The following is an 18005-nucleotide window of genomic DNA, read 5'->3' on the forward strand; positions in this document are numbered from 1 at the left end:
AATAACGAGGCGTATCTAAAATAGAAGCGTGGTCAGTTTACGCCGCGAATTAGCCGCATAGCCATTTAATCATTTCACTTTAGGAATTGACTTGAAATGGTCGTACCAGAGTAAACAAGATAACCGGCTCCGGATAGCGAGCCGGTGGCGTGCCTTTTATTCGCTGGCCAGTGCGGCAACCGGGTCCATACGTGCCGCTTTGCGCGCCGGTAAGTAACCGAAAAGCATACCAATAAGGGTGGAGCAGGCGAAAGCTGCGCCTGCTGATTGCCAGGAGTAGATGGCAGTGAGTACGCCACCTGCCAGCAGTGAAATAACCGGCCCGATCACCAGAGAGAGCGCAACCCCCAGTGAACCGCCAACCAGGCACACCAACACAGCTTCTATCATAAATTGCTGCATGATGTCGCCGCGTCGCGCACCCACGGCCATGCGTACGCCAATCTCATGAGTACGTTCAGTGACCGATACCAGCATGATATTCATCACGCCAATGCTGCCGATCATCAATGCGATGGAGGCCACCATCAAAATCAGCAGGGTGAGCGTGGCCGCTGCCCCTTCGATAGCTTTACGGTACTTGTCACGGTTAAATACCAGGAAATCTTTAGTGCCGTGCCGCGTGGTCAGGAGCTGCGTCAGGGACTCCACCGCCGGCCCGCTCACCACATCCTGCTTCAGTTTGATACTGATGCTGGTCAGCGCGGTCTGTCCGCTGATGCGATACATCACGGTGCTCCACGGCAGCCAGACGCTAAGGCGGTTAGGTGAGAGGCCATCTTCATTGTTTGCCACGCCAATGACGCGCACCGGCACAGAACCCAGAACGATCATCTTTCCGACAGGGCTGGCGCCATGCTCACCAAACAGCTTATTGCGCGTGTTAACGTCAATGATGATCTCCTGACGCGCGTGGCGCTCATCGCTGAAGTTGCTGCCCTCCACCAGCCTGATGCCCTGAATGTCAAAATAGTCTTTGCCGACACCGGAAACCGACGTCTTTGAAGCATTTGAGAGATAACGAATGGGCTGCGTAGCGATAATCTCCGGGCTGACGGCCGCCACAAACTGCTGACGGGCGATCACCTCTGCATCTGCCATCACCAGCGTTTGCACCGGGTGAGCTTCATCCTCGACAAAATCGCCTCCGGCATAGATTGAGACAACGTTCGTGCCAAGCCCGGAGATACTCTCCAGCGTCTTTTCGCGCGCGCCCTGGCCCAGCGCGACCACGGTCACCACGGCGGCTATACCAAAAATGATTCCGGTCATGGTCAGGGCCGTACGCAGCCGATGCGCATTCATGGCATGCAGCGCCATGCGCAGCGATTCACGCAGGCGATCCACCCACCCACGCAGCACGCTTTGTGGCCTGCGCGTTACCGGGTTGTAACTTGTCTGCTGAAGGGGCGTTTTACGGCCGCTATCGGCGACGATCTCACCATCCTGAATTTCGATGATGCGATCGGCGTGCTGCGCCACTTTCATGTCATGCGTCACGATAATGACGGTATGGCCCTCCCGGTGCAGATCGCTGAGAATACGCAGCACCTCTTCCCCGGCGCGTGAATCCAGCGCGCCGGTAGGCTCATCCGCCAGAATGATCTCTGCACTGTTGATCAGCGCACGCGCGATACTGACGCGCTGCTGCTGACCTCCGGAGAGTTCACCGGGTTTATGGTGCTCGCGCCCCTGCAGTCCCAGCCTGGCGAGCAGATCTGCCGCGCGCTGGCGGCGTGCTTTGCCGGATGCATTGGCGTATATGGCCGGGATCTCAACATTGCTAAGCGCCGTGAGGTCCGGCATCAAGTGGTAGCGCTGGAAGATGAACCCGATATGTTCGCGGCGTACTTTTGCCAGCGCATCCGGCGACAGCGTGGCGGTATTCTGTCCGCTAATGAGATAGTCACCGCTGTCAGCCGCATCCAGACAGCCAAGAATGTTGAGCAGTGTGGATTTGCCGGATCCGGACGGCCCGATAATCGCCACGCACTCTCCGGCAGCGATCTGCAGATTAACGTTTTTCAGCACATGCAGAGATTGGGCACCATTCACATAGCTGCGCTGGATGTTGTGCAGCTCAATGATACTCACATCACCACCTTGTCCGTGCCCGGCTGCTGAGTGGCAAGAATCACTTTCTCACCTGCCTGCAGGCCGCTCAGCACCTGAATATCGACGCTGTCACTGATCCCGGTGGTGATATAACGTCTCTGTGGCTGGTTATTGGCGTCCGGCACGTTGACCCAGGTTCGACCATCGCGCGCTTTTTTTGTGGCCTGCACCGGGATCAACAGCGCCTCTTTTGCCGCATCACGCAGCAGGTTCACCTGCGCCGTCATGGCGATACGCAGCGTGTTGTCGCTGTTAGGCACATCCAGCAGCGCATTGTAATAGACCGCTGCATTGGTGGTGCTGCCTGACGGGCTCTCACTGTTGCCCATCAGCGCATCATCCTTCATCACCGATTCCGGGGCCAGTTCAATACTGCGCAGCGTGGCATTGTAACGCTTGTCGGGATTGGCAAAGGTGGTGAACCAGGCTTGCTGACCCGGATGGATATTGTTGATATCCGCTTCAGAGATTTGCACCCTGATGGTCATGGTGTCGAGCTGCGCCAGTTTGGCAATGGTAGGCGCGCTCTGTACAGCGTTAACCGTTTGGCCCTGCTTCGTCACGATAGCCACTACCGTGCCATCGATCGGCGCCATAATACGGGTATAGCTGAGATCGAGCTGCTTCTTATCCACTTCAATCTGCGCCTGAATCACCCGCGCCTGTTGCGCGGTAAGCTCCGCCTGCGCGATGCGCCACGCTTCGGCGGCGGTATCGTAATCCTGGCGGGAAACGGCGTTGCTTTTCAGCATCTGCTGTAAGCGCTGATATTGTGCCTGCTGGCGCACGCGCGTTGCTTCACGGGTTTGCAGATCGGCCTGCGCCACGCTGAGCGCCGCCTGCGCATTACGCAGATCGCTGCGCTGCGGCTGATCGTCAATCTCCGCTATCAGTTCGCCTTTACTGACCTTGTCACCCGCTTTGATATACAGTTTTTTCACCTGACCCGAGACCTGCGCACCAACGTTAACACGCTCGACGGCATCCATCTTACCGGTGGCGGCAATCACATTTTCGATACTGCCCTGACGTACCGTTGCCGTCATCAGCGGATTGGGCTGCGGGCGCGAGGCCGAATACGCCCAAACGATGAGCGCGACTATCACTACCGCCAGCGCGGTAAACAGCCATTTTTTAGAGTTATTACGCATAGTCATCCCTATTATCTGGTGAGAATAATAATCACTAAGCGGGACAAACAGGAGAAAAATCGCAGGGAATTTTGTCAGCGGTTGGGCATTGAACTGGCGACCTGAGCATCCTCAGGCCGCCATACGGGTTAACGCATTAAAGAGTCGTGCTACAGCTGCAGCAACGCCTTCAGGCGCGCAATCTCCGCCCGCCACGCCTGCTGCAATGCGGGTTTCTGATGCTTCGCCTTACGTGAGACATCTTCGGCCAATTTGTTTTCCAGTTCACACAGGGCATCGAACAGCGCATCTTCATCGCCGCCGGGTACAATAGACGGAGCCGACGTTGGCCTGGCCATAAGCGGTTGCTCCACCTGGCTTAACCGTGCGGTAGCCTCGTCAGGATTGTGCCACTCACTCAGCTGTTGCTGCGCGATCAGCCAGAACCGGTTACAGCAGCTGGCGATCAAGCTGCGGTCGTGAGACACCAGCAATACTGCACCTTCATACTGATTCAGCGCCTGCGCCAGCTCCTCTTTACCGACCATATCGAGATGGTTTGTCGGCTCATCAAGCAGCAGCAGTGAATAGCGCGCCAGCGTCAGCCCAACAAACAGCAGCCGTGCCCGCTCGCCGCCGCTCAGGGACGCAACCTGCTGCCGATGGCGCAGATAAGGGAAACCGGCGGCGATCAGCGCCATCTTACACTGTTCATCACTGAGTGACGCAAAGGGCAGCAGTGCCTCGTGCAGGGTCAGCGCATCATCAAGTTGCTGCAGGCTCTGATCGTAATAGCCCACGTGCGCACGCGGGTGAAACAGCCCGCTGTCCGCGCGCTGATACGCTTGCCATAGCTGGCGCAGCAGCGACGATTTGCCGGAGCCGTTTTGCCCGACAATCGCTACGCGGTCACCGCTTTTGACCTGCAACGCAGGCAGAGAGAACAGGGCGGGCGCATCAGCGGCCGGATACACGCGCATCTCCGGCAGTGCCAGTACGCGATCGGCATCCAGCGCTTCGCCGCGCAGCTGGAGCTGCCATAAACTGCCCTCCGTTAGCGTTGTCTGCGCCTCCTTCAGCCAGCTAACGCGCTTGTCCATCTGCTGCGCTTTACGTGACAGACCTTCGTTATCGTAGGTGCGCCCCCAAATCGCCAGCCGCTTAGCGCTTTTCTCAACCCGCTCGATCTCTCTCTGCTCAGCCTGATGACGCTGCGCATCCGCCTGATCCTGCTCTGCCAGCGCCAGGCGCGCAGCGGAGCAGGGCAACCGGAAGAGCTGCAGCGAACGGTCGCGCAAAATCCAGCTGCAATTGGTTACGCGGTCCAGCAGTGTGCTGTCATGAGAAACCAGGACAAAACTGCCGTTCCAGCCGTTGAGGAAGTTCTCCAGCCAGAGCAGCATCGGCAGATCGAGATGGTTACTGGGCTCATCCAGCAGCAGTAAATCTGGCTGGATAATCAGCGCACGCGCCAGCAGCAGGCGCATATGCTGGCCGCCACTTAAAGTTGCTGCGGTTTGCTGTTGCTGTGCCGCGGTGAACCCGAGGCTGTCAAGCAGCGCTTCGGCACGCCAGCGTTCGCAACCGGGCTGGCGTGCGATGACCGCATCCAGCAGGGTGGCGTGTGCGATTTCAGTGGGCAGATGCTGCTCAATCCGCGCCAGTAAGCAGCTCGATGCAGGCGTGACGCTGCCCTGGCCAGGCGCCAGTTCGCCGCTCAGGATTTTTAGCAGGGTACTCTTGCCCGTGCCGTTATCGCCAAGAAGCCCAATGCGGTCGCCTTTTTTCAGGCTGAAATTGATGTTGTGAAAGAGTGTACCGAAGGCATTTTCATAGCCGACAGCGTGTGCGGAAAGTAGTGTGCTCATGTGCTTACTCACAAGTTGCAGACGTAACAACGCCTGACGTCAAAAAACGCTGACGACAACCCGGTAAGTCGGAGAGAAGGGGTTAAATTTTATAAGCTTCGCTCAGGACGGATTATCGCAGCACGCGTGCGGTAAACCTGAGCAGAGCCAATCGCTATACGCGTGTGAGTGTATAAACAATTCACACAGTGGCATAGTAATCCTCCTTAGTTATCAGTGGGGTGAATCGGTGCAGGAATGATAATGCGCCTGCATGTGTTACGCCAGTGTTAAATGTGCAGCCCTGTGAGGTGCTGCACAGGAGTTGCATCAGGATTGATCAACCCAGATGAGCTTGTCGGTGGCGAAACCGAGTTTTTGCGCAAGTGCCAGATACTGCTGTTTTACTGCAGAGGGAAGGGTTGGCTGACGTGACAGAATCCACAGATAGTCACGATTGGGTCCGGCAACCAGTGCGTACTGGTAGTTATCATCCAGCGCGATCACGTTGTAACCCCCATAGAACGGGCCAAAAAATGACACTTTCAGCGCAGCAACATCAGGCTTACCGGTAAAGTAAGCTTTGCCTTCGCTCTGGTCCCACTTTTTCTTCTCAGGATCGTAGCCGCGATTGATCACGCTCAGACCGCCGTCGCTGCGCTTAGCGTACGTGGCGGTGACGTGATCTTTCCCGCGCTCAAAGCGGTGGTCGAGACGGGCAATCTCGTACCATTTGCCCAGATAGCGTTCCGCATCGAAATGGCTAACAGGCTGCACCCCTTTTGGTGGCGTGGGCGATTTGCAGGCAACTAATGTTAATGACAACGCCGTAATGGCAACCAACGGCCAGATTTTCATCGCAACTCCTTCACTATTTTGCCTAATCCTCAAAGGATTATAGATAAGGATCGCGTTTTAGGGTTTCCGCCTGGTGCGCTATCCTGCACTCGCGTTTTCCGGTGAGTCAGGCTGCCAGGCAATCTCAGCCTGCGCGCCAAACGCCTGCGCAGTATGGGCGATCAATGTGGTGGCCTGTAACATTAACTGCCGACGCACAGCAACATCCTCTGCCAGCAGCACGCCCTCAACCTGTGCTTGCGGCGGCAAAACATTCCAGCTATTACCGGCGAGAAAGCGCGTGACAGTAATCCGTGCCACCGGACCCTTGCGCGTCGTTTGCTGCATCAGCGTTGCCAGCGCCGTAATAATGTGACTGCCGACAACGATGCTATCAATACCTTCATGCGGGCGCGCAGCATGCGCACCTTTGCCGGTAAGGGTAAGAGTAAAACGATGGGTGAATGCAGGTGTGGCTGAATCGGCATGATGACTTCCTGAGTAATAGTGTGTCCGGCAGGCGGAAATCATCAAATCCAGAACGCATGAGTTGAACTAAAAAATTTCGCTAAGCTTTGCGCAAAAAATAGCAAGCCGCGCTTTCAGCCACATAAATCGACGCGACATATTTCTTGCCGTTTAGCGGGATAGCGCTTTCGTAATGCGTTTCATCTGCTTAACTCATTAATAGGTGTGTGAGAGGAAGCGGATGATCAAACGTAAATCACGTGAGAATGCGGGGGTGATGAGCGAATCCCTGATTAAGAGTATTACGCTTGCCTGGATTTTGCTGGTGGCAGCGGTGGCTGGGATCAGTGCATGGACCATGCATGCTGACTGGAATGAGACCGTAAGCCAGACGGAAGAGACTGCCATCAACCTCTCTCTTTCGCAGGCACGTCAGGCGGAAGACACCTTCTTACAAACCGAACTTTCGCTGCGGGAACTGCAGCGTGTAGTGGAGGGGCAACTGAGCACTGGCGTAGATGGCCCGGCCCTGAGCCAAACCATGCGGGAGTTGCAGCACCGTCTGCCTCAGTTACACGGGCTTTTTTACTACGATGCGCAAGGCAAGTGGATTGCGACCTCTGCGGCGCAAACGCCGGCGGGTATCAATAATTCCGATCGCGAATATTTTATCTATCAGCGCAACAACTTGCGCAACAGTATTCATCCGGGCCCGGTGATTAGCAGTCGCAGCACGGGGGATTTGGTTATTCCGGTCTCGTTACGCGTCAGCGATGCATACCACGGATTTCAGGGCGTGCTGCTGGCGACCATTAAAGTGGATTATTTCCGACGCTTCTACAGCTATTACGAGATGGGTAAACGCGACGTACTGGTGCTGATGCTGGCGGATAGCTCAGTGCTGTATGCGCGCCCCATGCCTGACAGCTATATCGGTAAAAACCTCTCTTCCAGTCCGTTATTCAGTGAAAAACTCTCACACATGAGCCGGGGCAGTGGACAGTGGACGGCTGCGCTGGATGGAAAAAAACGCATCTTCGGCTTTGCCAGCTCCGATCGTTATCCCCTGATCGTGGCTGCCGGCTATGACACGCAGGATCTTTTTATGCGCTGGCTGAAGAGCCGGGTGCAGGATGTTGCGCTCAGTCTGGCGCTGATCGGCATCATTGTGGCGCTGGGTATCTATGTCATGCGCCAGGCACAGCGAAGTCTGCGCTATCAGAGTGAGCTCACCAGCCTGCGCGACGAGTTGAAAAAAGCCAACAACACCTTGTCACGCATGGCGCACAGAGATGCGCTGACCAATCTGGCAAACCGGCGCGAGTTCGATCGCTATCTTGATGAAGCGCTGACGCTTGCCCGCCAGCGTGCGGAACCCGTAGCGCTGGTGATGATAGATATCGATTTCTTCAAACGCTTCAATGATACCTACGGTCATGTCGCCGGTGATGCGTGCCTGCAGCGCATTGCCTATGCGTTGAATGCGTTGCCGTTGCGCAGTACGGATCTGGTTGCCCGTTATGGCGGGGAAGAGTTCGCCATTATTCTGCCGGGGGCCGATAACCAGCACGCTAAAGCGATCGCCACGAACGCCGCCGCCGCCATCCGGGAGCTGCACATACCGCATCGATCTTCTGATCTGCCCTCTCAGCAAGTGACACTGAGTGCCGGCTATGCCGCACAGATACCGGCCGATGAGGGCCCGACGCGAGAAGCGCTGATTGCGCAGGCCGACCGGGCGCTCTATTTCGCCAAGCAGTCTGGCCGCAACCAGGTAAAAGGCAGTGAAGAGACGGTCTGATTCAGACGCAAAATCATATTGATCAAGAGGGAAATACTCATGAAAATTGCCTGTCTTGGATGGGGATCGTTAATCTGGAAACCCGGGAATTTGCCCATCGCTGCGGAGTGGCAGACGGATGGCCCGCAGTTACCGATTGAGTTCTCGCGCATCGGGGATGGTGGCGAAGTGGCAACCGCGCTGTGTATCAACGCCGTGCCGGTTCCGGTGTTGTGGGCGCCGCTAAGTACGACCGATTTGACAGAAGCTTGTCGCGCCTTACGGGAGCGGGAAGCCATTCCTGATGAGCGTTGCGATGGTGTAGGTATCCTGCTCAATCCACAGCAGGCACCGGGAGCACTGGCGACCTGGGCAATCAACCATGGCGTTGATGCCGTTATCTGGACCGCCTTGCCGCCGCGTTTTCAACATGTTGAGGGGCGTATTCCAGGCTGTGACGATGTTCTGGCGCACTTATCAGCCTGCAGGGCGAAACGGCAGCGCATGCTTACGACTATATCCGGCGCGTTCCGGCACAGCTCGCCACACCTTACCGTCAGGCATTAATGCACAGGGTAAGCCGTACACCGGATATGCCTGCTTTAGACGATGCCAAAAGCTAGCTGCACTGTAAAAATGTAAGTTTTCTTAACTCATCTATGGCGCCGCCGCACAAGTGCGGCGTCAGCTCAGATTAATGCTCCTCAATCCCGACCAGCAGCGCTCCTCTGAGCGGCTGATAAACACGGCCGGATCGTGGCTAAAGCTATTTATCAGGTTAGCAATACGATCGGTAAGGCTCCGGATATTCTCGGTGCCGACATAGGTAAATTCATTGGAAGGCAGCGCATAAGTGTTACCTTTTTCACACACCACGCTGCGCGAAAAGCCATTTTCCAGCATGGTATAGAGCAATTCGATATGCATGTTTGGCGTAGGTTCACTTAACTCTACCCGGATTGTGTAGTTATTCATCGCAGCACCTCACAGACGCTAATTTAAGTTTACTTAAGTTTAGCGGACGAAATTATATTTTCCATATATTAGGAAATATCTTAAGGAGAGAAATAAGGCGCATCGATACGACCAGACTGAATAAGCGGAACCGTATGCAAACGCACGGCAGCTATCATGAATGTGGGCACCTGATCTGGTACGATAAATATCTTCGTGCAGCACACAATATTTATTATTTTGCCGCTGTGTTTAGCGATGTCTGCGGCTCAATTTATGCGTGGCACTGTTTGTTCGAGCAAAAATAAGGAATTATCTCAGTAATAAAATAATGCACGAGCTGGAAGAGATATTTCGCAGCAAGCCAGCAGCGAATGCAGTAATTCTTGCTGCACGCACGCTGACTTTTTAGAATTGATTCGTTATATGCAGCGCCGCATTATTCAGCAGCCAGCACACGTCTGCGCAGCTGGATAAAGCGCTCATCAACCGCATCGACGCTAAGCAGGTTCACATTTCTGTCTGGTGCTTCCAGAGTTTCATGCGGGACGCCCCATGGGCCCCAAAACCACGCATCGCTGTTGCCAAACATCGCCACCACCGGCACACCGACGCCCGCTGCAATGTGTAAGGCTCCGCCGTCGCTGGTCAATATCTGATCGCATAGCGTCATGGCAGCCATTAACTCGCGCAGATTTTTTGTCGCCACCGGAGTAATGGAGATATCCTTACAGGCGCTCATTATCCGTTGCGCTTTTTCATCGTCACCCGGATGCTCTTTATTATCAGCAGAACCGGGTGACCAGAACAGAAGGAAGTGGCACTTTTCGCGCTGGCTTATTCTGTGTGCCAGTTCGACAAACTTTTCCGCCTGCCACTGTTGCAGCGGTTTCCTGGCGCTAATCTGTAATCCGTACACCGGGATATCCTGAGGAGCAGCTATTTTTTGCGCTATCGAGGTTAACTCATCCTCTGAAACATACAGTTCCAGCGGGCCGGGTTCACTGTAGGCGCCCAGCGGTTTAGCCAGATCGGCAAGCAGTTCGACAATATGACGTTTATCCTGCGTTTTCCCTATTGCGTCTGTTATTGAACCCGAAGCGTCGTTACCGAAGGCAATAGTACGTTTCGCACCCGATATTTTCGCCCAGTGCAGTTGCCGTTTGGTAAAACCTTCGCGTGCAATGATCGCTACGTCGTAACGGGCAAAACGTATATCAATATAGGTCTTGATGCGACGCATGATAACACTCAGCGCTGATTGTCCATGTTTACGGTGGTGCAGTTTACTGTAAATATGAATGCGACCAATGTGCGGGTTGTTTTCTAAAACAGATTGATTATAGGTGTTAACCAGCACATCGATTTTGACATTGAATTTCTCTGCCAGTGAAGCTATTAATGGTGTAGTTAAAATCAGATCGCCAATATTATCGCGACGAATGATCAGTATCTTCATGGCTCTTCCTTTCGTTTCCTTGCGTATGAAATCGCCGGGAGTTTTGTGCTGCTGAGGGTTGCAAATGCAGGCGACTATAGCCGCCGACCTCATTCATGGTCAACCAGCGGTTGCTAAAGCCTAAGCGTGCTACAGCTTGTTCGGAGACAGGCAAAGACCTGAGAAGTTAGACCTTGCACAGAGTTTTTACTGTTTTTTTATTATAAATCAATAAATAAGCTTCATGTAACGACTTCAGATAATCATTCATCAGGCATCGCTGATGATGCGCTGTATAGTAGCCAGGCAGCGCCTCTGTACGGCGGCGAACCAGATAACCTATCTGATAGAGTTAAATATACTCACGTCTTTTGAAGATTTATTAAGCGTTCGATGCAGCATACAGCCAAAAACGGGGTTTCAATCAACGTTGTTCACTTCATATTTTCGCTTCCGTTACTGCAATGCCCTCACGGAAATTTTATATTTCAAACACAATATGTGTCAGTCAGGAAAATGAAAATATTTCGTTTGGGGTTTGCCATTTTTACAGATATTACCGCAGAGTGCCGTTGTTAAAATACTAATAGTCAAAAAATTGCAAAGATTATAACAATAACATGTTTTACGAAATATATTCCGCCGCTCCACACTGGTCGCCATATTCATTACGACAAGGATAAGGCGCATGTCATACCGACTCAGTTTGCTGGATAAATCGCCGATTAGCAGCGGAGAGAGCGCCAGCCATGCGCTGCATCGTACCCTTAAGCTGGCACAACTGGCAGAAGCCTGGGGTTACCACCGCTTCTGGCTGGCAGAGCACCACAACACTGAACAGCTGGCGAGCCCGTCACCCGAGTTACTCATCGCATGGATCATCGGCCAGACGCATCACATCCGCGTCGGTTCCGGCGGCGTAATGCTGCAACACTACAGCCCCTATAAAGTCGCCGAAAACTTCAATCTGCTGGCCGCGCTGGCGCCGGGGCGCATCGATCTTGGCATTGGTAAAGCCCCCGGCGGTTTGCCGCTCTCAACGCGTGCGCTCCAGCTGGGCGTACATCAGGCAGAGAAAGGGAGCTTTGCAGAGCAGCTGGCGCTGCTTGATAGCTGGCTGAATGTGCCGCCGGTCGGTAATGAAGAGATTCTGCGTGCTACGCCGCTGCCACCGCGTCCGGCACAACGCTTTCTGCTGGGCGCCAGCGAAGAGAGCGCCCGTCTGGCGGCGGAGGCAGGCTGGCAGCTGGTGTTTGCCGCACATCACAACGGCGATCCGCAGCTCATGCAGCAGGTACTGCATCGTTATCACGCGCTCAGTAACGGCCAGCGGGCGCTGGTGGCGGTTCAGGTGGTGGTGGCAGACTCGCCAGCCGCCGCCGATCTGCTGGTCGATACGCTGCGCATTTATCACGTACGTGTCGCAGGCGGACAAAGCGTAAACGTCGGCAGCGTCGAGCAGGCGGAGCGCTATGTGCGCCAGGGCGGCTATACCGATTACGTTATTGAGCCGCGCACACCTTCGCTGCTGAAGGGGACTGCAGCACAGGTACATGCTCAGCTTGAGACGCTGCACCAGCGCTTCGGCATTGAAGAGTTTGTGATTGATACTCCGATAGCGGAAGAGCAGGCGCGGCTGGCATCGCTTGAACTGCTGGCTACGCATCGGCTGGTCACAGCCTGAGTGGCGGAGGCATCCATGACGCAAGTCAACGAACAACAGCTGATAGCGTGGCGGCGTGAACTCCACAGCTGGCCTGAGCTCTCTGGTCATGAAGTGGAAACCACTGCGCGGCTGCGTCGCTGGCTGCAGCAGGCGGGCCTGCGCGTGCCGGACTATCCGCTGGAAACCGGCCTGGTCGCTGAGGTAGGGCAAGGTGAAGCGCTGATTGCGCTGCGTGCCGATATTGATGCGCTGCCGATCCATGAGGCCACCGGGCTGGCCTGGCGTTCGCGTAACAGTGGCGTCATGCACGCCTGCGGTCACGATGTGCACAGCGCCGTCATGCTTGGCGCGGCACTGCAGCTGAAAGCTGTCGAGGATCGGCTGGCTGGCCGCGTGCGGATTCTGTTTCAGCCAGCGGAAGAGAACGCCACCGGCGCGCGCACACTGATTGCGTCGGGCGTGCTGGAGGGGGTACAGGCCATCTTCGGTATGCACAACGAACCGGGTCTGCCTACCGGCACCTTTGCTACGCGCGCCGGGGCTTTTTACGCCAACGCAGACAAATTTATCGTGCGTGTAGAGCGCGCGACATCGGGAACAGACGCCATTCTGGTTGCCAGCCAGATCATTCAGGCACTGCAATCGCTCACCACGCGCAGCTTCAATACGCTCGATAGCCTGGTGTTGAGCGTGACGCGTATTGAGGCACAGAGAGATAATCCAGCCGATCCGGGCGAAGCCGGATTTGGCGGTACGGTGCGTACGCATGACAAGCAGGTGCGCGCCCGACTGGAGCAGCGTGCGCGCCAGCTGGTAGAGAGTGTCGCCGCAGCCAGCGGGGCTCGCGCCACCTTCAGCTGGCATGCCGGCCCACCGGTGCTGGAGAACGATCCGCACTGGGCACAGTTCGCCAGCCGCGTAGCGCAGCAGGTGGGCTATCAGGTGCAAACTGCGGAGCTGCATCTTGGCGGCGAAGATTTTGCTTTCTATCTGCAACAGATTCCCGGTGCCTTTGTCAGCATTGGCAGCGCCAGCGCGTATGGCCTGCACCACGGCGGCTTCAATCCGGATGAGGCGTTGATCGCGCCCGCGGCGCACTATTTTAGTCAGCTTGCGCACCAGGCTCTGCAGCAGCTCAGCGCGCGATGTCGCGACACCACTCTGAATTAATCCAACCCCGATTTCCTTTCAGCGCTGTACGGCGACCACGCTGTCGCCGTCAGGCTGAGCCATAGCCTAAGAGAGACCATTATGAGTGCAAGACAACTGCGACTGGGCACCATCTTACACGGCGCCTCCGGCAACATGTCCGCGTGGCGTCATCCGGCGGCGCAGGCGAATGCCAGCATCAGTTTTGATTACGCCCGCCGCATTGCGCAAAAAGCGGAGGCCGGCAAACTGGATTTCCTGTTTGTTGCCGATGGCCTGTTCATTAATGAGAAATCGATCCCACATTTTCTCAACCGTTTTGAGCCGTTAACGCTGCTGTCAGCGCTGGCGGGCGTGACAGAACATCTGGGGCTGGTTGGCACCGTGTCAACCTCCTACAGCGAACCGTTCACCGTTGCGCGCCAGTTCGCCAGCCTTGATCACCTGAGCGGTGGTCGCGCAGGCTGGAATGTGGTGACCTCGCCGCTGGAGGGCTCCGCGAAGAACTTTTCACGTCAGCAGCACCCGGAGCACGCGCTGCGCTATCGCATCGCCGATGAGTATCTACAGGTGGTGAAAGGGTTATGGGATTCATGGGAGGAAGGCGCGTTCCTCCGTGATAAGCACAGCGGCCAGTTCTTTGATGCCGGCAAACTGCATACGCTTAATCACCACGGGGACTTCTTCCAGGTACAGGGGCCGCTCAACATTGAGCGTACGCCTCAGGGGCGCCCCATCGTCTTTCAGGCCGGAGCCTCGGAAGATGGACGCAGGCTGGCAGCCCGGCACGCAGATGCCATTTTCACTCACCAGTCCACGCGCGAAGAGGCGCAATCCTTTTATCAGGATGTGAAAAAACAGCTGGTGGCCAACGGCCGTGAGCCTGGCGATCTGCACATCTTCCAGGGCGTTAGCGTGATTGTCGGGGATGATGCGCAGGATGTTGAGCAGCAATACCAGACCACGGCTGCGCTGGTGTCAATCAGCGATGCGCTCAACTACCTTGGCCGCTTCTTTGATCACCACGACTTCACGCAGTATCCGCTGGATGAACCCTTCCCCGATATCGGCGATATCGGTCAAAACAGTTTTCGCAGCACCACCGATGAGATCAAACGTAAAGCCCGCGAGCAGGGGCATACCCTGCGTCAGGCCGCCCTGGAAGCCGCAACGCCGCGGCCGCTGTTCCACGGCACGCCAGAGCAGGTTGCGGATGGTTTGCAGCTGTGGTTTGAGAGCGAAGCGACCGATGGCTTCATTATTCAGGGCGGCACGCCAGATACCTTCGAGCGCTTTGTGGATCGCGTGATACCGATCCTGCAGGCGCGCGGCCTGTCGCGTACGGCTTATCCCGGAACAACGCTGCGTGCCAGCTTTGGCCTGAAAGATCCGCTTAATCACTTCACACAACAATAAGAAACGAGATAACGCTATGCAGAAAAAATCCTTTATTGCGCTGATGTTGCTGGGACTGAGCAGTGCGGCAATCGCTGATGATGTGGCCGTCAATGGCCAGCAGGTGAGTCTGGAGGCGAACAAAGTTCCCATCAATACGCCAAAAAATGACGCGGCGGTTGCGCAGATTCCGCCGGGTCACCGGTTTGCCGTTCCGGGATCATTCACGGTTGCCGTGGCCGCGCAGAACTCACCGCCGCTGACGGTGTTCAGTGATGATAACAAGACCCTGCTGGGCAGCGAGGTGGACATCGCTCGCCTGGTTGCTGATAGCCTCGGCCTGAAACTGAATGTGGTACCGACCTCCTGGGAGGACTGGCCGCTGGGCGTGGCCTCAGGCAAATACGATGCGGCGATCACCAATGTAACGGTCACGAAGGAGCGTAAAACGCGTTTTGATTTTGCTACCTATCGCAAGGACTCTCTCGGCTTTTATGTCAAAACCAGTAGCCCGATTACGTCGCTGAATAAGGCTGCGGATATTGCCGGTCTGCGTATCATCGTCGGCTCGGGCACTAATCAGGAGGCCATTCTGCTGACGTGGGACAAAGAGAATCAGGCCAAAGGATTAAAGCCATTCACGCCGGTTTATACCAAAGATGATGCCGCGCAAACGCTGGCGCTGCAGGCCGGGCGCGCCGATGCCTACTTTGGGCCTAACGTCATTGGTGCCTGGAAAGCTGCGCTGACCAAACAGACGCGGCTGGTGGGCAGCGTGGATGGCGGCTGGCCGCGCGCCGCTCACATCGCCGTGACGGTGAAAAAGGATAACGGGCTGGTGCAACCGATCAATACCGCGCTGAATGGCGTCATGCAGAACGGCGCTTACGACAAGGTACTGAACCGCTGGGGTGAAGGCGTAGAGCGTCTGGCGCACTCAGAGATTAACCCGGCTGGTCTGGGCGATTAAGGAGAGAGCATGAATCAGCAATTTTTCCGTGAAGTGTCACCCGAAGCCCCGGAGCTGGCGCCGATTCTGCAGGGACTGTTTGGCGAATACGCCAGCCGCTACGGTGATTTTTTTAAAAAGCACAACGAGGCTGAACTGACCGAGTGGTATCTGCCGCCGCAGGGGCTGTTTATCGTGCTGGAGCGCGACGGTGAGATCATCGCCATGGGCGCCTATAAACCCTATGACGCGGTGACAGCGGAGCTGAAGCGCATCTGGACGCGCAGCGATCTGCGCCGTCAGGGGCTGGCGCTGCTGATTTTGCAGGAGCTGGAGCGGCGTGCGCTGCGCGCCGGTTATCAGCGCGTATACCTGACCACCGGCTTCCGCCAGCCGGAAGCGGTGCGGCTCTATATCGGTCACGGTTATCAACCGCAGTTCGAACTGCGGGAGGACATGGAGATTTATGGCCAGCCACCGCACGATGGGCGGCTGCGCTTTCTTAAAGTCATTGATGTGCATAGCGAAGCGCAGGCCAGCTAAGGAGCACCACCATGAGTAATGAACATCGTCTGAGTGTGGTACCGGCCCGCTATCCGGCGCGCACCGTCGGGGCCATCGTCGCACTGTTTATTCTGGCCGCCGTGATTGATTCCGTGGCCTTCAATCCTCGCTGGGAGTGGGGCGTGTTTGCGCGCTGGTTCTTTGACCCGGTGATTTTGCATGGACTGGGTCAAACGCTGCTGCTCACGCTGGCGGGCACGGTGCTTAGCCTGATCTTTGGCGGCCTGCTGGCGCTGGCGCGGCTCTCATCATCGTGGCTGTTAAGCACGCTGGCATTCGGCTATATCTGGCTGTTTCGCTCGCTGCCGCTGATTGTGGTGCTGATCATTCTGTATAACTTCTCCTATCTCTACGACACGCTCTCTTTCGGGGTGCCCTTTACTGCGCTGTCATGGGGGCACTTCCAGACCATCAATGTGCTGGGACAGTTCCCGGCGGCGGTGATTGGTTTGACGCTGGTGCAGAGCGCCTACAGCGCGGAGATTATTCGTGGCGGCTTTTTGGGTGTCGATCACGGTCAATTTGAGGCGGCATCAGCACTTGGTCTCTCCTCTTCACGCCGTACCTTCCGTATCATTCTGCCGCAGGCGCTGCGCGCGATTATGCCCACCACCTTTAATGAAATCATCAGCCTCGCGAAAGGCACCTCAATGGTGTATGTGCTGGCGATGCCGGAGCTGTTTTACACCATTCAGATGATCTACAACCGCACTCAGCAGGTGATTCCGCTGCTGATGGTCGGTGCTGCCTGGTATCTGATCATTACGACCGTACTGTCGCTGTTACAACACAGCGTTGAGCGCTGGCTGGCGCGCAGCGTCACCCGTGAACCGCAACCGTCGCGCTGGCGTCAGTGGCGCAATCGTACTGCTAACGAGGAGCTTTCCCATGTCCGAAGCCATTGATTACCGCAATCTGCATACCACGGGCGCCATCACCATTACCGGCGTCAGCAAATCGTTCGGCAAGCATAAAGCGCTGGACAACGTGTCACTGGCGCTGGCGCCGGGGTCGGTGACCGTGATCCTCGGCCCGTCGGGTTCGGGCAAATCAACCCTGCTGCGCACCATCAACCATCTGGAGCGCGTGGACGAGGGATTTATTCAGATCGACGGTGAGTACATCGGCTACCAGCGGCGCGGTGACAAGCTCTATGAGCTGAAAGAGCGGGCGATTTTGCGCCAGCGTATTAACGTTGGCTATGTGTTCCAGAACTTCAATCTGTTTCCCCATCTGACCGTGCTGGAGAACCTGATCGAAGCGCCGGTAGCCCATCGTCAGCTGACGCGTCGCGCAGCGATTGATCGCGCCGGAGAGTTGCTGGATGTTGTGGGCCTGCGGCATAAAGCCGATGCGTGGCCGCGCCACCTCTCTGGCGGTCAGCAGCAGCGAATCGCCATTGCCCGTGCGCTGATGCTCAACCCGCGCGTCATGCTGTTTGATGAGCCAACATCCGCCCTCGATCCTGAGCTGGTCGGTGAAGTGCTTGATGTCATCAAAAAGCTGGCGCGATCCGGTACCACGCTGGTCGTCGTCACGCATGAAGTTGGCTTCGCGCGGGAAGTCGCTGATAACGTGGTGTTTATGGTGGATGGCCGTATTGTTGAGCAGGGCAGCGGCAGTCAGGTTCTCAACCAGCCGCGCCATGAGCGCACAAAACGCTTTCTGGCGCGGGTACTGTAATGAAACAGATAGTGATAGCCGCGCTGGTAG

Annotated in this window: 16 protein-coding genes; 9 read left to right on the forward strand and 7 right to left on the reverse strand. The window is 56.1% G+C overall.

Going from position 1 to position 18005, the window contains the following annotated elements; genetic code table 11:
- Window positions 1-156: 156 nt before the first annotated feature.
- The 5 genes from HA48_RS05930 to HA48_RS05950 all read right to left on the reverse strand — a co-directional run bounded on the left by HA48_RS05930 (window position 157) and on the right by HA48_RS05950 (window position 6460).
- Window positions 157-2094 (reverse strand): MacB family efflux pump subunit, encoded by a 1938-nt coding sequence (locus tag HA48_RS05930; protein ID WP_128600205.1) that lies wholly within the window; start codon window positions 2092-2094, stop codon window positions 157-159.
- Entirely contained in the window at window positions 2091-3266 is a 1176-nt protein-coding gene (locus HA48_RS05935) for an efflux RND transporter periplasmic adaptor subunit (RefSeq protein WP_128600206.1), read from the reverse strand. Before HA48_RS05935 ends, HA48_RS05930 begins: the two co-directional genes overlap by 4 nt.
- Before the next feature lie 149 nt (window positions 3267-3415).
- The gene (locus HA48_RS05940; protein ID WP_128600207.1) at window positions 3416-5113 is read right to left on the reverse strand and encodes an ABC-F family ATP-binding cassette domain-containing protein; all 1698 of its coding nucleotides are present in this window, start codon (window positions 5111-5113) and stop codon (window positions 3416-3418) included.
- Between the two features lie 309 nt (window positions 5114-5422).
- Complete coding sequence (gene blc / locus HA48_RS05945; protein WP_128600208.1) at window positions 5423-5950, reverse strand: outer membrane lipoprotein Blc; 528 nt, start codon at window positions 5948-5950, stop codon at window positions 5423-5425.
- 78 nt (window positions 5951-6028) lie between these two features.
- Complete coding sequence (locus HA48_RS05950; RefSeq protein ID WP_128600209.1) at window positions 6029-6460, reverse strand: peptidase dimerization domain-containing protein; 432 nt, start codon at window positions 6458-6460, stop codon at window positions 6029-6031.
- Window positions 6461-6638: 178 nt separating this feature from the next.
- On the opposite strand from HA48_RS05950, the gene HA48_RS05955 reads away from it, so the two are divergent.
- Together HA48_RS05955 and HA48_RS05960 are read left to right on the forward strand one after the other, a co-directional pair.
- The gene (locus HA48_RS05955; RefSeq protein WP_128600210.1) at window positions 6639-8198 is read left to right on the forward strand and encodes a sensor domain-containing diguanylate cyclase; all 1560 of its coding nucleotides are present in this window, start codon (window positions 6639-6641) and stop codon (window positions 8196-8198) included.
- 39 nt (window positions 8199-8237) lie between these two features.
- On the forward strand, window positions 8238-8744 hold the full coding sequence (locus HA48_RS05960) for a hypothetical protein (RefSeq protein ID WP_244182805.1): 507 nt from the start codon (window positions 8238-8240) through the stop codon (window positions 8742-8744).
- Window positions 8745-8861: 117 nt separating this feature from the next.
- Here HA48_RS05960 and HA48_RS05965 read toward each other — a convergent pair whose 3' ends face one another.
- Window positions 8862-9152, reverse strand: a complete 291-nt coding sequence (locus HA48_RS05965) for a hypothetical protein (protein WP_128600211.1) — start codon at window positions 9150-9152, stop codon at window positions 8862-8864.
- Between the two features lie 418 nt (window positions 9153-9570).
- Window positions 9571-10590 (reverse strand): glycosyltransferase family 9 protein, encoded by a 1020-nt coding sequence (locus HA48_RS05970; protein WP_128600212.1) that lies wholly within the window; start codon window positions 10588-10590, stop codon window positions 9571-9573.
- 667 nt (window positions 10591-11257) lie between these two features.
- Here HA48_RS05970 and HA48_RS05975 point away from each other — a divergent pair.
- The 7 genes from HA48_RS05975 to HA48_RS06005 all read left to right on the forward strand — a co-directional run bounded on the left by HA48_RS05975 (window position 11258) and on the right by HA48_RS06005 (window position 17975).
- Window positions 11258-12253 (forward strand): MsnO8 family LLM class oxidoreductase, encoded by a 996-nt coding sequence (locus HA48_RS05975; protein ID WP_128600213.1) that lies wholly within the window; start codon window positions 11258-11260, stop codon window positions 12251-12253.
- A 15-nt stretch (window positions 12254-12268) separates the two neighbouring features.
- On the forward strand, window positions 12269-13405 hold the full coding sequence (locus tag HA48_RS05980) for an amidohydrolase (protein ID WP_128600214.1): 1137 nt from the start codon (window positions 12269-12271) through the stop codon (window positions 13403-13405).
- An 81-nt stretch (window positions 13406-13486) separates the two neighbouring features.
- Window positions 13487-14800, forward strand: a complete 1314-nt coding sequence (locus HA48_RS05985) for an LLM class flavin-dependent oxidoreductase (RefSeq protein WP_128600215.1) — start codon at window positions 13487-13489, stop codon at window positions 14798-14800.
- A gap of 16 nt (window positions 14801-14816) precedes the next feature.
- Entirely contained in the window at window positions 14817-15749 is a 933-nt protein-coding gene (locus tag HA48_RS05990) for an ABC transporter substrate-binding protein (RefSeq protein WP_128600216.1), read from the forward strand.
- A 9-nt stretch (window positions 15750-15758) separates the two neighbouring features.
- On the forward strand, window positions 15759-16271 hold the full coding sequence (locus HA48_RS05995; RefSeq protein ID WP_128600217.1) for a GNAT family N-acetyltransferase: 513 nt from the start codon (window positions 15759-15761) through the stop codon (window positions 16269-16271).
- Window positions 16272-16282: 11 nt separating this feature from the next.
- Complete coding sequence (locus HA48_RS06000; RefSeq protein ID WP_128600218.1) at window positions 16283-17197, forward strand: amino acid ABC transporter permease; 915 nt, start codon at window positions 16283-16285, stop codon at window positions 17195-17197.
- Complete coding sequence (locus HA48_RS06005; RefSeq protein WP_128600219.1) at window positions 17181-17975, forward strand: amino acid ABC transporter ATP-binding protein; 795 nt, start codon at window positions 17181-17183, stop codon at window positions 17973-17975. The genes HA48_RS06000 and HA48_RS06005 overlap by 17 nt, the downstream gene beginning before the upstream one ends.
- Window positions 17976-18005 lie beyond the last annotated feature (30 nt).

This window comes from Pantoea wallisii (genome assembly GCF_002095485.1).
Lineage (GTDB): Bacteria > Pseudomonadota > Gammaproteobacteria > Enterobacterales > Enterobacteriaceae > Pantoea > Pantoea wallisii.

Bases quoted from the DNA above. Each gene is read 5' to 3' on its own strand.
- HA48_RS05935 (WP_128600206.1), bottom strand. From the start codon at position 3,266: ATGCGTAATAACTCTAAAAAATGGCTGTTTACCGCGCTGGCGGTAGTG.
- HA48_RS05940 (WP_128600207.1), bottom strand. From the start codon at position 5,113: ATGAGCACACTACTTTCCGCACACGCTGTCGGCTATGAAAATGCCTTC.
- blc (WP_128600208.1), bottom strand. From the start codon at position 5,950: ATGAAAATCTGGCCGTTGGTTGCCATTACGGCGTTGTCATTAACATTA.
- HA48_RS05950 (WP_128600209.1), bottom strand. From the start codon at position 6,460: ATGATTTCCGCCTGCCGGACACACTATTACTCAGGAAGTCATCATGCC.
- HA48_RS05955 (WP_128600210.1), top strand. From the start codon at position 6,639: ATGATCAAACGTAAATCACGTGAGAATGCGGGGGTGATGAGCGAATCC.
- HA48_RS05960 (WP_244182805.1), top strand. From the start codon at position 8,238: ATGAAAATTGCCTGTCTTGGATGGGGATCGTTAATCTGGAAACCCGGG.
- HA48_RS05965 (WP_128600211.1), bottom strand. From the start codon at position 9,152: ATGAATAACTACACAATCCGGGTAGAGTTAAGTGAACCTACGCCAAAC.
- HA48_RS05970 (WP_128600212.1), bottom strand. From the start codon at position 10,590: ATGAAGATACTGATCATTCGTCGCGATAATATTGGCGATCTGATTTTA.
- HA48_RS05975 (WP_128600213.1), top strand. From the start codon at position 11,258: ATGTCATACCGACTCAGTTTGCTGGATAAATCGCCGATTAGCAGCGGA.
- HA48_RS05980 (WP_128600214.1), top strand. From the start codon at position 12,269: ATGACGCAAGTCAACGAACAACAGCTGATAGCGTGGCGGCGTGAACTC.
- HA48_RS05985 (WP_128600215.1), top strand. From the start codon at position 13,487: ATGAGTGCAAGACAACTGCGACTGGGCACCATCTTACACGGCGCCTCC.
- HA48_RS05990 (WP_128600216.1), top strand. From the start codon at position 14,817: ATGCAGAAAAAATCCTTTATTGCGCTGATGTTGCTGGGACTGAGCAGT.
- HA48_RS05995 (WP_128600217.1), top strand. From the start codon at position 15,759: ATGAATCAGCAATTTTTCCGTGAAGTGTCACCCGAAGCCCCGGAGCTG.
- HA48_RS06000 (WP_128600218.1), top strand. From the start codon at position 16,283: ATGAGTAATGAACATCGTCTGAGTGTGGTACCGGCCCGCTATCCGGCG.
- HA48_RS06005 (WP_128600219.1), top strand. From the start codon at position 17,181: ATGTCCGAAGCCATTGATTACCGCAATCTGCATACCACGGGCGCCATC.